General features: G+C 66.9%; 13 protein-coding genes. 11 read left to right on the top strand and 2 right to left on the bottom strand.

Going from position 1 to position 14,315, the window contains the following annotated elements:
* Nucleotides 1-4: 4 nt before the first annotated feature.
* The 7 genes from dnaX (at nt 5) to ACYVH8_RS05895 (ending at nt 6,307) form a co-directional block, all read left to right on the top strand.
* A complete protein-coding gene (dnaX, locus tag ACYVH8_RS05925; RefSeq protein ID WP_460487960.1) occupies nt 5-1,867 on the top strand; it encodes a DNA polymerase III subunit gamma/tau in 1,863 nt (620 codons plus the stop codon).
* 8 nt (nt 1,868-1,875) lie between these two features.
* The gene (locus ACYVH8_RS05920; protein WP_460487959.1) at nt 1,876-2,208 is read left to right on the top strand and encodes a YbaB/EbfC family nucleoid-associated protein; all 333 of its coding nucleotides are present in this window, start codon (nt 1,876-1,878) and stop codon (nt 2,206-2,208) included.
* A gap of 138 nt (nt 2,209-2,346) precedes the next feature.
* Nucleotides 2,347-2,937: a recombination mediator RecR gene (gene recR, locus ACYVH8_RS05915; protein ID WP_460487958.1), complete on the top strand. Its 591-nt coding sequence runs from the start codon at nt 2,347-2,349 to the stop codon at nt 2,935-2,937.
* 50 nt (nt 2,938-2,987) lie between these two features.
* The gene (locus tag ACYVH8_RS05910) at nt 2,988-3,401 is read left to right on the top strand and encodes an MAPEG family protein (RefSeq protein ID WP_460487957.1); all 414 of its coding nucleotides are present in this window, start codon (nt 2,988-2,990) and stop codon (nt 3,399-3,401) included.
* Nucleotides 3,402-3,536: 135 nt separating this feature from the next.
* Nucleotides 3,537-4,574: an ABC transporter substrate-binding protein gene (locus ACYVH8_RS05905; protein WP_460487956.1), complete on the top strand. Its 1,038-nt coding sequence runs from the start codon at nt 3,537-3,539 to the stop codon at nt 4,572-4,574.
* 7 nt (nt 4,575-4,581) lie between these two features.
* Complete coding sequence (locus ACYVH8_RS05900) at nt 4,582-5,403, top strand: ABC transporter ATP-binding protein (RefSeq protein WP_460487955.1); 822 nt, start codon at nt 4,582-4,584, stop codon at nt 5,401-5,403.
* Nucleotides 5,404-5,461: 58 nt separating this feature from the next.
* Nucleotides 5,462-6,307: an ABC transporter permease gene (locus ACYVH8_RS05895; protein WP_460487954.1), complete on the top strand. Its 846-nt coding sequence runs from the start codon at nt 5,462-5,464 to the stop codon at nt 6,305-6,307.
* Nucleotides 6,308-6,314: 7 nt separating this feature from the next.
* Here ACYVH8_RS05895 and ACYVH8_RS05890 read toward each other — a convergent pair whose 3' ends face one another.
* Together ACYVH8_RS05890 and gloB are read right to left on the bottom strand one after the other, a co-directional pair.
* Complete coding sequence (locus tag ACYVH8_RS05890) at nt 6,315-7,826, bottom strand: transglycosylase SLT domain-containing protein (protein ID WP_460487953.1); 1,512 nt, start codon at nt 7,824-7,826, stop codon at nt 6,315-6,317.
* A complete protein-coding gene (gene gloB, locus ACYVH8_RS05885) occupies nt 7,823-8,662 on the bottom strand; it encodes a hydroxyacylglutathione hydrolase (RefSeq protein WP_460487952.1) in 840 nt (279 codons plus the stop codon). Before gloB ends, ACYVH8_RS05890 begins: the two co-directional genes overlap by 4 nt.
* Here gloB and ACYVH8_RS05880 point away from each other — a divergent pair.
* The 4 genes from ACYVH8_RS05880 to ACYVH8_RS05865 all read left to right on the top strand — a co-directional run bounded on the left by ACYVH8_RS05880 (nt 8,661) and on the right by ACYVH8_RS05865 (nt 14,304).
* Nucleotides 8,661-9,458 (top strand): class I SAM-dependent methyltransferase, encoded by a 798-nt coding sequence (locus ACYVH8_RS05880; protein ID WP_460487951.1) that lies wholly within the window; start codon nt 8,661-8,663, stop codon nt 9,456-9,458. The two genes, gloB and ACYVH8_RS05880, sit on opposite strands and share 2 nt — an antisense overlap.
* Nucleotides 9,455-9,901 (top strand): ribonuclease HI, encoded by a 447-nt coding sequence (gene rnhA / locus ACYVH8_RS05875; protein ID WP_460487950.1) that lies wholly within the window; start codon nt 9,455-9,457, stop codon nt 9,899-9,901. Before ACYVH8_RS05880 ends, rnhA begins: the two co-directional genes overlap by 4 nt.
* A 146-nt stretch (nt 9,902-10,047) precedes the next feature.
* Nucleotides 10,048-11,181, top strand: coding sequence for an efflux RND transporter periplasmic adaptor subunit (locus ACYVH8_RS05870; RefSeq protein ID WP_460487949.1), 1,134 nt, complete (start codon nt 10,048-10,050; stop codon nt 11,179-11,181).
* An 18-nt stretch (nt 11,182-11,199) separates the two neighbouring features.
* The gene (locus ACYVH8_RS05865) at nt 11,200-14,304 is read left to right on the top strand and encodes an efflux RND transporter permease subunit (RefSeq protein ID WP_460487948.1); all 3,105 of its coding nucleotides are present in this window, start codon (nt 11,200-11,202) and stop codon (nt 14,302-14,304) included.
* Nucleotides 14,305-14,315 lie beyond the last annotated feature (11 nt).

Raw genomic sequence — 14,315 nt, 5'->3', positions numbered from 1 at the left:
GCGCATGTCCTATCTCGTGCTCGCCCGCAAATACCGGCCGAAAAGCTTCACCGAAATGGTGGGCCAGGAGCATGTGGTGCGGGCGCTGGGCAATGCGTTGCAGACGCAGCGCCTGCACCATGCCTACCTGTTCACCGGCACGCGCGGCGTGGGCAAGACCACGGTGTCGCGCATCCTGGCCAAGTCGCTCAACTGCGTGGGGCCGGACGGGCAGGGCGGCATCACCGACCAGCCCTGCGGCGTCTGCCAGGCCTGCACCAACATCGACGCGGGGCGTTTCGTCGACTACACCGAACTCGACGCCGCCTCCAATCGCGGCGTGGACGAGGTGCAGGCCCTGCTGGAGCAGGCGGTCTACAAGCCGGTGCAGGGCCGCTTCAAGGTCTTCATGATCGACGAAGTCCACATGCTCTCGAACACGGCCTTCAACGCCATGCTCAAGACGCTGGAGGAGCCGCCCGAGTACCTCAAGTTCGTGCTGGCCACGACCGACCCGCAGAAGGTGCCGGTCACCGTGCTCTCGCGCTGCCTGCAGTTCAACCTGCGGCCCATGGCGCCCGAGACCGTGCTGGAGCATCTGGTCAAGGTGCTGGCCGCCGAGAACGTGAATGCCGAGCCAGCGGCGCTGCGCCTGATCGCGCGCGCGGCGCGCGGCTCCATGCGCGACGCGCTCTCGCTGACCGACCAGGCCATTGCCTTCGGTTCCGGCAATCTGGAAGAGGCCGCGGTGCGGCAGATGCTGGGCAGCGTGGACCGCTCGCATGTCTTCAAGCTGATCGATGCGCTGGCCAATGGCGACGGCAAGACGGTGGTGGAAACCTCCGAAACCCTGCGCGTCAACGGCCAGAGTGCCGCCTCCACACTGGAGGAGATGAGCGTGGTGCTGCAGCGCATGGCCGTGTTGCAGGCCGTGCCCGACAGCGCCGACAGCTCCGACCCCGAGGCCGCCGAAACGGCGCGCCTGGCCGCGCTGCTGCCGGCCGATGAGACGCAGCTGCTCTACAGCCTGTGCCTGCACGGCCGCGGCGAGCTGGGTCTGGCGCCTGACGAGTACGCGGCGCTGACCATGGTGCTGCTGCGTCTGCTGGCCTTCAAGCCCGGCGCAGCCCCGACCGGTGGCCCGGCGGAAAAAAAAACACTGAAATCGCCTGAGGCCGCTCCGCGGCCCCAGCCTGTGATGGCGACACCGCAGTTCGCGGTGCCCGTCGCTGCGCCTCGACCGGCGGCGCCTTCCACGCCCGCCCCGCCTGTGGCGGCCCGCCCCATCGCGGCACCTGCCACCCGCCCAGCCAGCGCCACGCCGCCGGGCCAGGTGCTGTCCGTGGCGGATGAGGAACATCCCGTGCAGCCCGCCAAGCCTGTGACGGCCATGCAGTCCGCCCAGGTGGTCGCCGTGCCCGTGCGGGTGGCGCCCGAATCGCGCGCCGATGCGCCCGCGCCCGGCGCCAGCCAGGGCTCGCCCCTGGTGCCGACCGAGGAGGGCGGCTATTGGCACCAGGTGGTGCGCGGCCTGATTGCCAGCGAGGCCGTGACCGCGCTGGTGCGCGAGCTCGCCCTGCAGTCGCAACTGGTGGCGCGCGACAGCGACCAGTGGCTGCTGCGCGTGGAGCGTGAGTCGCTCAACTCGGCCTCGAGCCGCGAGCGCCTGCAAGCGGCCCTGCAGGCCGCCGGCCACGGCGTGACCCTGGCCGTGGAGATCGGCCGCGTGGGCGACAGCCCGGCCAAGCGCAATGCCGCCATCGCGGAAGAGAAGCAGCTGGCCGCGGAGAAACTGATCTACGAAGACCCCTTCGTGCAGACCATGATGCGAGACTTCGGCGCGAAAATCGTGCCCGGCAGCATCAAACCCATCGATACCAACGCTTAAGGAACGACATGTTCAACAAAGGACAACTCGCCGGCCTCATGAAGCAGGCCCAGGCCATGCAGGACAACCTGAAGAAGGCCCAGGAGGAGCTGGCCTTCATCGAAGTGACCGGGGAATCCGGCTCGGGCGTGGTCAAGGTGCTGATGACCTGCAAGCACGACGTCAAGCGCGTGACCATCGATCCCGGCCTGCTGGCCGATGACAAGGACATGCTGGAAGACCTGGTGGCCGCGGCCTTCAACGACGCCGTGCGCAAGGCCGAGGAAACCAGCCAGGCCAAGATGGGCAAGTTGACGGCCGGCATGCCAGGCCTTCCCGGCGGCATGAAGTTCCCTTTCTAGGGGCTACTGCGCGGGCGTGATGCGTCGTTGCGGGGCCCGTCGGGAAATCCTCATGGACCTCAAGTCCATTCCGGTTTCCCGCCACCCGCGCCTCGCCTGACGCCCGCTCGCTACGCCCGATACATTGTTGGTACACCCATGTCCGACGCCCACTCCCTTGATGCGCTGATCCAGGCCCTGCGCCGGCTGCCTGGCGTGGGCGTGAAGTCGGCCTCGCGCATGGCTTTTCACCTGCTGCAGCACGACCGCGAGGGCGCGCAGCTCCTGTCGCGGGCCCTGCAGGAGGCCGCCACCAGCGTGCGCCACTGCACGCGCTGCCACACCTTCAGCGAGGCCGAGGTCTGCCCGACCTGCCTGGATCCGGCGCGCGACGCCAGCAAACTCTGCGTGGTGGAGACGCCGGCCGACCAGATGGCGCTGGAGCGCACCGGGGCCTACAAGGGCCTTTACCACGTGCTCATGGGCAAGCTCAGCCCGCTCGATGGCATCGGTCCGCGCGACATCGGGCTCAAATCATTGTTCGAGCGCGCCAGCGACGGCACGGTGCGCGAGGTCATCCTGGCCACCAACTTCACGGCCGAGGGCGAGGCCACGGCGCACGTGATCGCCGAGGCGCTCAAGGCGCGCGGCGTGGCCTTCACGCGTCTGGCGCGCGGCGTGCCCATCGGCAGCGAACTCGAGTACGTGGACCTGGGCACCATCGCCCACGCCCTGGTGGACCGGCGATAATCCGCCGCAGATTTTGAAGCCTCGCCCCATTCCTCTTCTGACAAAACATCATGACTTTTGCCCGCTTCACCCTGGCCTACTGGTGTGTCCTGATCGTCGCGCTGCTGCCCATCATCTGTGCCTGGATCGCCAAGTCCGGCCTGATGGGCAAGCCCCGGCGCGAGGGCGGTTTCGACAACGAGAATCCGCGTGCCTGGCTGGCCCGGCAGACCGACTGGCGGGCCCGCGCCAATGCGGCGCAGCAGAACAGCTTCGAGGTGCTGCCCTTTTTCATCGGTGCCGTCATCATTGCCCACCAGCTGGGCGCCCACCAGGCCCGGCTGGACGTGCTGGCCTTCCTTTTCGTTTTCCTGCGCCTGTTCTACATCATGGCCTACGTCGCCGGCATGGCTTCGGTGCGCTCGGTGGTCTGGGGGGCTGGTTTCCTGGTGAACATCGCCATCCTCTTTCTCGGCTATCGCTGAGGGCAGACTGGCATCGCCGTTCCCAAGGATGAATCCTTAGGTGTAAACCCGCTCGGGATGTTTCCCGATGCGGGTTTTTTTACGTCTTGATAGGCTGTGTGCATCAAGATCATCCGTGTTTCGGGAGTAATCAAAATGGCCACTCATCTCATCAACCGTCGTGTTTTCACTGCCGGGGCTGCTGCCGCCTTGGCCGCACCGGGCCTGCGCGCCCAGAACCGCCTGGAAAAGACCAGCGTGGCCATCGCCGTCGGCGGCAAGGCCTCGTTCTACTACCTCCCACTCACGCTGGCCGAGCAACTGGGTTACTTCAAGGCCGAGGGCCTGGAGGTCGAGATCAGCGACTTTTCCGGCGGCGCGCGCGCGCTGCAGGCTGTGGTGGGCGGCTCGGCCGACGTGGTCAGCGGCGCCTACGAGCACACCATCAACCTGCAGAACAAGGGCCAGATGTTCCAGGCCTTCGTGCTGCAGGGGCGCGCGCCGCAGATCGCGCTGGGCATCTCCAACAAGACCCTGCCCGGCTACAAGTCGGTGGCCGATCTCAAGGGCAGGAAGATCGGCGTGACAGCGCCGGGATCCTCCACCAACATGATGGCCAATCTGGTGCTTTCGCGTGCCGGCATCAAGGCCGGTGATGTCAGCTTCATTGGCGTGGGCACTGCCGCTGGCGCGCTCACCGCCTTGCGCTCGGGCCAGATCGACGCCATCTGCAACATCGACCCGGTCATGACCATGCTGGAGCAGAAGGGCGATGTGCGCATCGTCTTCGACACACGCACGCTCAAGGGCACGCGCGAGGTCTTCGGCGGCCCCATGCCGGCAGCCTGCCTGTACGCGCCCATGGAGTTCCTGCAGAAGAACCCCAACACGGCGCAGGCGCTGACCAACGCCATCGTGCACGGCCTCAAGTGGTTGCAGACCGCCGGGCCGAGCGACATCATCAAGACCGTGCCCGAGTCCTACCTGCTGGGCGATCGTGGCCTTTACCTGGCCTCCTTCGACAAGGTGCGCGAGTCGATTGCGCTCGATGGTGTCTTCCCGGAGGAAGGCGGCAAGACGGCGTTGCGTGCGCTGGCCAGCTTTGACAGCACGCTCAAGGCTGACAAGATCGACTTGGCCAAGACCTGGACCAACCAGTTCGCGGACCGGTCCAAGGCCCGCTTCAAGGCCTGAGGCTTCAGTGACGGCTGCTACCGGGTTCGCGCTCGAACTGCTGGGCATTGCCTGCACTTTCGCTGCTTCCGGCGGCGGGCCGTCCTACACGGCCGTGGCAGACAGCACATTGCGCGTGGCGGCGGGCGAGTTTGTTTCCGTTGTCGGTCCCACGGGTTGCGGCAAGTCCACCCTGCTCAACGTGGGCGCTGGTTTGCTCGCGCCCAGCGCAGGGGAGGTGCGTGTGTTCGGTGAGCCGCTGCGGGGACTGAACCGCCGCGCGGGCTACATGTTCCAGACCGAAGCCCTGCTGCCCTGGCGCAGCGCACTGGACAACGTGATGCTGGGCCTGCAGTACCGTGGCGTGCCGGAGGCCGACGCCCGCGCGAAGGCGCAGGACTGGCTGGCGCGTGTGGGCCTGACCGGTTTCGGCGACCGTTACCCGCACCAGCTCTCGGGCGGCATGCGCAAGCGCACCGCGCTGGCCCAGACCCTGGTGCTGGACCCGGACATCATTCTCATGGACGAGCCTTTCAGCGCCCTCGACATCCAGACGCGCCAGCTCATGGAAGACGAGGTGCTGGAACTCTGGAGCGCGAAGAAGAAGGCGGTGCTGTTCATCACGCACGACCTGGACGAGGCCATCGCCATGAGCGACCGTGTCGTCGTGCTCTCGGCCGGCCCGGCGACGCGGCCGATCGGCGAATTCAGCATCGACCTGCCGCGCCCGCGCAATGTGGCCGAGGTGCGGGCGACACCGCGTTTCATCGAGCTGCATACGCAGATCTGGGACGTGCTGCGCGAGGAGGTGCTCAAGGGCTACCAGCAGCAACTGAGGAAGGTGGCATGAGCCGCCGGGCCGCTCCCAAGGCGAATAGCTCCGCAGCCTGCAAGGCGGAGGTGTACCCATGACGCTCTGGCAACGCTTCAAGCCCCGCACCGGCAATCTGCGCCTGTGGCAGATCGGCGTGTTGCTGGTCTTCCTGGGCCTGTGGCAGCTGGCTTCGCGCGACGTGCAATTGGCTTTTTTTCTGGGTGAACCCATCAAGGTGGCCGGGCGGGTCTGGTCCTGGTTCCTGCCCTGGGCGGTGACGCCCAATGCCTTGTTTCCCGATGGTCTGAGCGGCAACGCCGACATCTACCGCCACCTGGGCACCACGCTGCTGGAGACCTTTCTGGCCTTCGGCATCGGCACCGTGCTGGGCCTCGTTTGCGGCCTCTGGCTGGCGCTTTCGCCCCTGGCCAGCGCCATCATGGACCCCTATATCAAGGCCGCCAACGCCATGCCGCGCGTGATCCTGGCGCCCATCTTCGCCATGTGGTTCGGCCTGGGGATCTGGAGCAAGGTGGCGCTGGCCGTGACCCTGGTGTTTTTCATCGTCTTTTTCAACGTCTACCAGGGCGTGCGCGAGGTCAGCCCCGTGGTGCTGTCCAACGCCCGCATGCTGGGCGCCAACCAGCGGCAATTGCTGCGCACCGTCTACCTGCCCAGCGCCACGGCCTGGGTCTTCTCCAGCCTGCACACCTCGGTGGGCCTGGCCTTCGTGGGGGCGGTGGTGGGCGAGTACCTGGGTTCGGCGCGCGGCGTGGGGTACCTGATCCTGCAGGCCGAGGGGACCTTCGACGTCAACACGGTGTTTGCCGGTATCGTGGTGCTGACCACGTTTGCGCTGCTGCTAGACGGCCTGGTCGGGCGCATCGAGCGCCACCTCATGAAGTGGCAGCCGCGCCAGGGCGAAACGGAAAAACTCTAGCGGGGGCTCAGCGGTTGGCGACGCGGGTCGGCGCGCGTTTGGCCGCCGGCCGCACGGGCGCGGCCTGCTGCGAGCGCACCGGCACCCAGCGGTGGATCACGATGTCCTGGCCGGGCCTGAAGCTGGCCGAGGTGCCCACATGGTTCCACTCGGCCACCTTGGCCGCTGCCAGGCCGTAACGGCGCGCCACCGTGGCCACCGAGTCCTTCTTGCCGGCCTTGAGCACGATGCGGCGCAGGACGGTCTCCGGCACCAGTGTGAGCTGGCCGTTGTCGGCAATGCGCACGGTCACGTCGCGCTCCTGGCTGGCCGGTCGCGGCACCAGCAGGGTGGAGCCGGCGCGGATGATCATGTGCGTCGGGATGTTGTTGACGTAGCGCAGGTCGTTCTCGCTCATCTTCAGGCGCTTGGCGGCGTCGGCCGTTTTCATGGTGGAGGGGGCGATCCAGACCGTCCAGCTCGAGAGACGGTCACCGGCGTAGGCGTCCAGGTTGCGCTGGAAGATGGCGGCGTTGTCCCAGGGCAGCAGGATCTGTTGCGTGCCACCAGCCAGGATGACGGGTCGGTGCAGCGAGGGGTTGAGCGCCTTGAAATCCTCCAGCGGAATCTCGGCCAGCTTGGCGGCCAGGGCCACGTCGATGTCGCGCGTGATGGTGACGCTGTCGAAGTAGGGGTGGTTTTCGATGACCGGCAGCCGGATGGCGAACTTCCCGGGGTTGGCCACGATGTTTTTCATCGCCTGCAGCTTGGGAATGTAGTAGCGCGTCTCCATCGGCATGTTCAGGTCCAGGTAACCCGTGCCCTTTTTCAGACGCTTGTTCTTCGCGATGGCGCGGCCCACGCTGCCCTCGCCCCAGTTGTAGGAGGCCAGGGCCAGGTGCCAGTCGCCGAACAGGCCGTAGAGCCGTTCCAGATAGTCCAGTGCTGCCTGGGTGGAGGCCAGCACGTCGCGCCGGTCGTCGCGGAAGGCGTTCTGCTTGAGCTGGTAGAGCTTGCCGGTGCTCGGGATGAACTGCCACATGCCGGCGGCGCGCGCGCGTGAGTAGGCCTGGGGGTTGTAGGCGCTCTCGATGAAGGGCAGCAGGGCCAGCTCCGTCGGCAGGCCGCGACGCTCGAGCTCTTCGACGATGTGGAACAGGTACTTGCGCGAGCGCTCGGTCATGTTCTCCAGATCCTCGGGGCGCGCGGCGTACCACTGCTCGCGGCCGGGGACCAGGCTGCTTTGCAGGTCGGGCATGGCAAAACCACGGCGGATGCGCTCCCACAGATCGGTGGGGGCGGTCATGGCCGCCACGGTGCGCGGTGCGGGTTCGTGCGGGGCGATGGGGGTCAGCTCACCTGCCGGATACTCGGGCTTGTGGCTGAACAGCGGGACCGGCGGGCTGGTGGGCTGGGGCTCGGCGGCGCTGGGCGTTGGCGTTGAGGGTGGGAAGGTGGCGTTGGCGCCTGGACCGACGCTGGCGCAGCCGCTCAAGACGAGGAACAGGCCGGCCAGGGAGGCGTAGCTGAAAAATTTCATTTGAACTGGTTTTTCCATTCGCGCAGGGCGGCAAAGAAGCTGACCTCGTCATGGGCAGCGGTGCGGGCCTGCACGGAGCGGCGCACGGCCGGCTCACGCGAACGCAGGAAGGGGTTGATGTCGCGCTCGACCGCGATGGTCGAGGGCAGGGTAGGCAACTGGCGCGCCCGCAGGGCCTCGCACTGCCGGTTGTAGTCCAGCAGCGCCGTGTTGTCGGGCTCCACGGTGCGCGCAAAGCGCAGATTGCTCAGGGTGTATTCGTGGGCGCAGCACACGCGCGTGTGGCCGGGCAGGGCGGCCAGGCGGTCCAGCGAGGCCAGCATCTGCGCCGGCGTGCCTTCGAAGAGGCGGCCGCAGCCGCCGGAGAAAAGGGTGTCGCCGCAGAACAGCAGGGGTTGGCCATCGCAATCGGGGTCAGCCGGCGTCGGGCCGCCCCAAGCCGGCTGGGCCCCCTCGGGGGGCAGGGACGCAGTCCCCTGGGGGCCACAGTACCAGGCGATGTGGCCGGCGGTGTGGCCCGGCACGTCGAGCACGGTGAAGTGCAGTCCCAGCAGGTCCAGCGTGTCACCGTCGCTGAAGCGCTGCAGCGGCTCGGGCATGGCCTCGCCGGCCGGGCCGTAGACGGCCGCACCGGTGGCCGCGCGCAGGGCGTTCACGCCGCCGACATGGTCGGCATGGTGGTGTGTGACTAGAATCGCCTGGAGCTGCAGGCCTTGGGCCTGCAGCGCCTGCAACACCGGTTGCGCATCACCGGGGTCGACGACGAGAGCCTGGCGCCCGTCATGCAGCATCCAGATGTAGTTGTCGTCGAAGGCGGGCAGTGGAAGCAGGGTCATGAATGATGGAATTATAGGTTTGCAGGACTGGTTTGAGTCCCCCGCAGGGCAGTATCTGTTGGCGTGGGAACAACAGCAGTTCGATCTGCTGGTGGCCGACATCTTTGGTTACCACGCCCTGCAACTGGGCCTGCCCGCACTCGACGCCCTGGCGACCAACCGCATGTCGCATCGATGGCTGGCGACCAGCCATCCCGTCGCGCCCGGGGCCGCGAATGCGCGCACCGCCCTGCTGAGCGACTACGCGGCTCTGCCTTTTCCCGAGGCCAGCCTGGATCTGGTGGCCCTGCCGCACACCCTGGACAGCCATCCGGATCCGCACGCCACGCTGCGCGAAGTCGCGCGCGTGCTGGTGCCAGGAGGGCGCGTGGTGCTCAGCGGTTTCAACCCGGCCAGCCTGTGGGGCCTGCGCCAGCGGCGTGAGCAGTTGTGCCGGCGCGTCGGCCTGGGCATGCCTTTGCTGCCGCAGCCGCTGGAGTTCATCGGCAACTGGCGACTGCGCGACTGGCTGCGCCTGCTCGACTTCGAGGTCGAGGTCGCACGCCATGGCTGCTACCGGCCGCTGGTGCGCAGCGAGCAATGGTTGGGACGCTACGGCTGGATGGACCGCGTCGGTGGCCGCTGGTGGCCCTTCTTCGGCGCAGCCTACCTCCTGGTGGCCGTCAAGCGTGTGCATGGCGTGCGGCTGCTGGAGCCTGCCTGGAAAAAAACCAGCAACAAAGCCACGGCGACCGCACCGCTGGTGCGCCGCAGCGGCGACAATCAGGCCCACATCAACGAGGGGCAAGAAGTTTGAACAGGGTCGAGATCTACACCGATGGCGCCTGCAAGGGCAATCCCGGGCCGGGTGGCTGGGGCGTGCTGCTGAAATCCGGCGGCGTGGAAAAGGAGCTGTTTGGCGGGGAGCGCGAGACCACCAACAACCGCATGGAGATGATGGCCGTGATCATGGCGCTGGAGTCGCTCAAGCGCCCTTGCCACGTGATCCTGCACGTCGACAGCCAGTACGTGCTCAAGGGCATCAACGAATGGCTGGCCGGCTGGAAGGCCAAGGGCTGGAAGACGGCGGCCAAGCAGCCGGTCAAGAATGTGGACCTGTGGCAGCAGCTCGATGCGCTGGTGGCGGGCGCAGGGCATCGCATCGATTGGCGCTGGGTCAAGGGGCATGACGGCGACCCCGGCAACGAGCGCGCCGACGCGCTGGCCAATCGCGGCGTCGATCAGGTGCTGGGCCGCTGAAGCATTTTGTAAAGATGCAGCAAAGCTGCACATGCGCTGCCGGCCCCAGGGCTATCGCGCATGCAGGATGGGCCAGGGACTGTTACATTCTTCGACGGTCCCGCTCCCTCCCGGGCTGGGAAACAGCCCGAGTTCCTGATTCATCCATGGCTTCCAAATTTCCTTATCCGGTGATCGCCCTCGTCGGCATCGTTGCGGCGTCCGGTGTCGCGTGGTGGTACCAGAACAAGACGCCGGCAGGTCCCGGTGGCCCGAGTGCCCCGGCATCCGCCGGCGCCGCTGCGGCCGGAGGGCCTGCGCGTGCGGTGACCGTCGAGGTGGCCAAGGTCCGGATCATGAGGCTCAGCGACGATGCCCAGGCCGTGGGCAGTCTGCGTTCGCGTCAGGGGGTCATGCTGCGCCCCGAGGTCAGCGGACGCATCACCCAGCTCAATTTCCGCGACGGCGAGCGCGTGCGCAAGGGCCAGTTGCTGGTGCAGTTCGACGACCAGCTGCAACTGGCCCAGGTCAAGCAGAGCCAGGCCGAGCTGTCCATCGCCCAGGCCAACCACAAGCGCAACCAGGAGTTGCTGGCGCAGAACTTTGTCAGCCAGCGCTCCCTGGACGAGAGCGCGGCCAACCTGGAAGTGGCGCAGGCCAAGCTGGCGCTGGCCCAGGCCACGGCGGCGCGCCTGAAGATCGTGGCCCCCTTCGACGGCATCGCCGGCATTCGCAACGTCAACGTCGGCGACTACCTCAAGGATGGCGCCGACATCGTCAACCTGGAAGACATCGACAAGGTGTTTGTCGATTACCGCCTGCCCGAGCGTTTCCAGACCCTGGTCAAGCGGGGGCAGAAGGCGCAGATCGAACTGGACGCCCTGCCGGGCCGCAAGTTCGAGGCCAGGGTCGAGGCGGTGGATCCGCTGATCGACGCCAACGGCCGCTCCATCGGGGTGCGCGCCAGCATCGACAACAAACAACTGCTGCTGCGTCCGGGCATGTTCGCGCGCGTGAGCACCGTGTTCGGCGTGCGCGAGAAGGCCCGGGTGATCCCCGAAGAGGCCATCGTGCCCCAGGGCGGCAAGGCCTTTGTCATCCAATTGGTCCCGGGGCCCGACAACGACACCCTGGTCTCCAAGCGTGTCGAGGTCAAGGTCGGCATCCGCAGCCCTGGCCAGGTCGAGATCGTCGAGGGCCTGAAGGAGGGCAACACCGTGGTGACGGCGGGGCAGCAGCGCCTGCAGCGCGATGGCAGCCCGGTGAAGGTGCTGGAAGTGAACCGTCCTCCGGCGAACTAGCCCGAGCCAGGAGCCATCATGCAACTGCCTGAAATAGCGATACGCCGGCCGGTGTTCGCCACCGTGCTGTCCCTGCTGGTGCTGTTGATCGGCGCGGTCAGCTTCACCAAGCTGCCGGTGCGCGAGTACCCCAAGATCGACGAGCCGGTGGTCACCGTCACCGTGCGGTATGCCGGCGCCTCGGCCGAGGTGGTGGAGTCGCAGGTGGCCAAGCCGCTGGAAGACTCGATTGCCGGCATCGACGCGGTGGACGTGATCACCTCGATTTCGCGCGCCGAGCAGGCCCAGATCACCGTGCGCTTCCGCCTGGAGAAGGACGCCGACGCCGCCGCCGCCGAGGTGCGCGACCGGACCGCGCGCGTGCGCAACAAGCTGCCGCAGGCCATCGAGGAGCCGGTCATCGCCAAGGTCGAGGCCGACGCCTTCCCCGTGATCTGGCTGGCTTTTTCCAGTGACACCCATACCCAGCTGCAACTCAACGAGCTGATCAACCGCGTTGTCAAGCCGCGTCTGCAGACCGTGACGGGCGCGGCCGACGTGCGCATCTTCGGCGAGCGCAAGTACGCCATGCGTGTCTGGCTCGACCCGGACCGCCTGGCGGCCTACAAGCTGACCACGCAGGATGCCGAGGACGCCATCCGCCGCAGCAATCTGGAGGTGCCGGCCGGGCGCATCGAGAGCCGGCAGCGCGAGTTCTCCGTCACCTCCAACACCGACCTCATCAAGCCGGCCCAGTTCGGCGAGATCGTGATCAAGACCGTCAACGGTTTCCCCGTCAAGCTGCGCGATGTCGCGCGCATCGAGGAGGGCGCTGCCGATGAACGGACCTCGGTGCGGCTCAACGGCCGTGAGGCCATCTCGGCCGGCGTGATCCGCCAGGCCACGGCCAATCCGCTGGAGCTCAGCCGCGGCGTGCGCGAGATGCTGCCCAGGCTGGAGGCCGACCTGCCCAAGGGCATCACCATCATGATCGCGAACGACAACTCGGTCTTCATCGACCGCTCGATCAAGAACGTCTTCCAGACCATCCTCGAGGCCGTGGTGCTGGTGGCGCTGGTGATCTTCCTTTTTCTGCGCACCTTCCGCGCCTCCATCATTCCCCTCATCACCATCCCGGTCAGCCTGGTGGGCACTTTTGCGCTGATGGGGCTGGCCGGCTTCACCGTCAACACGCTGACCCTGCTGGCGCTGGTGCTGGCCATCGGCCTGGTGGTGGACGACGCCATCGTGGTGCTGGAGAACATCTACCGTCATATCGAAGAGGGGCTGGACCCTTTCAGCGCCGCCATCAAGGGGGCCAAGGAGGTGGGCTTTGCCGTGGTGGCGATGACGCTGACCCTGGCCGCGGTCTATGCGCCCCTGGCCTTCACGCCGGGGCGCACCGGCCGCCTGTTCGTCGAGTTCGCCCTGGCGCTGGCCGGGGCGGTGGTCGTTTCGGGTTTCATCGCCCTGACGCTGTCGCCCATGATGTGTTCGCTGCTGCTGCGCCACAACCCCAAGCCCGGTGTCTTCGACCGCAGCATGGAGAAGGTGCTGACCAGCCTCACGAACGCTTATGAAAGCCTGCTGCGCCGGGTGCTGGGCATGCGCTGGCTGGTGCTGCTGGTCATGGCCGGCGTCGTGCTGGCCATCGTGGCCGTGCTGCCCGGCATGAAACGCGAACTGGCCCCGCTGGAGGACCGCGGTGTGATCCTGAACGTGATCAATGCGCCCGATGGCGCCACCATGGGCTACACCGACAAGTACGCCAGTGTCATCGAGAAGATCGGCAGCGAATACAAGGAATTCGACCGCGTCTTCGTGGTGACGGGCAACCCGACCGTCAGCCAGGCCAACGTCACCCTGCGCGCCGTCGACTGGGAAGCGCGCAAGCGCACCACGCTGGAGATGGCGCGCGAGATGCAGCCCCGGATCAATGCCCTGCCCGGCGTGGCGGCTTTCCCCATCACGCCGCCTTCGCTGGGCCAGGGCTTCCGTGAGCGGCCGGTCAACTTTGTCATCCTGACCTCCGAAAGTTACGAAAACCTGAACCAGGTGGTGCGCCAGTTCCTGGACGAGATCGGCAAGAACCCCGGTCTTCAGGGGGCCGACGTCGATCTGCGGCTGAACAAGCCCGAACTGAAGATCGACGTGAACCGCGAGAAGGCCTCTGACCTGGGCGTCAGCGTCGATGCCGTGGCGCGCGCCATCGAGACGATGCTGGGGGGCCGGCTGGTCACGCGCTACAAGAAAGGCGGCGACCAGTACGATGTGATCGTGCAGACCCAGTCCGTGGGCCGCGATACCCCCGACGATATCGAGCGCATCTTCGTGCGCGGCCGCAACGAGACCATGATCCCGCTGGCCGCGCTGGTGACCGTGCGTGAATCGGTGTCGCCGCGCGAGCTCAACCACTTCAGCCAGCGCCGCGCGGTCACCATCACCGCCAATCTGGCGCCCGACTACTCCCTGGGACAGGCGCTGGATTTCCTGGATGCGACCAGTGCGAAGGTGCTCAAGCCCGGCTATACCACCGACCTCAACGGCACGTCACGCGAGTTCAAGAACTCGCAGGGCTCGCTGACCATCGTCTTCGTGCTTGCGCTGCTGTTCATCTTCCTGGTGCTGGCCGCGCAGTTCGAGAGTTTCATCGATCCTTTCGTGATCATGCTGTCGGTGCCGCTGTCCATGATCGGCGCGCTGCTGGCGCTCAAGTTCAGCAACGGTTCGCTCAACGTCTACTCCCAGATCGGCCTGATCACCCTGGTGGGCCTGATCACCAAGCACGGCATCCTGATCGTCGAGTTCGCCAACCAGATGCGCGAGCAGGGCATGGACATGTTCGAGGCCGTGGTCAAGGCCGCCAGCCAGCGCCTGCGTCCCATCCTGATGACCACCGGCGCCATGGTGCTGGGCGCGGTGCCGCTGGCCCTGTCCAAGGGCGCCGGCGCCGAGAGCCGCATCCAGATCGGCTGGGTCATCGTGGGCGGCATGACGCTGGGCACGCTGCTGACCATCTTCGTGGTGCCCACCATGTACACCCTGCTGGCGCGCAAGCACGCGCCCGGGGCCGACAAGCGGCCGGTGCAGGGCGAGGACGATGCGGCCGGTCACGGCCACGGTCACGACCTGGTGTCCAAGTAGGAACAGGCTAC

Source organism: Curvibacter fontanus (genome assembly GCF_054780335.1).
This window is presented reverse-complemented; position numbering and strand designations above follow the sequence as displayed.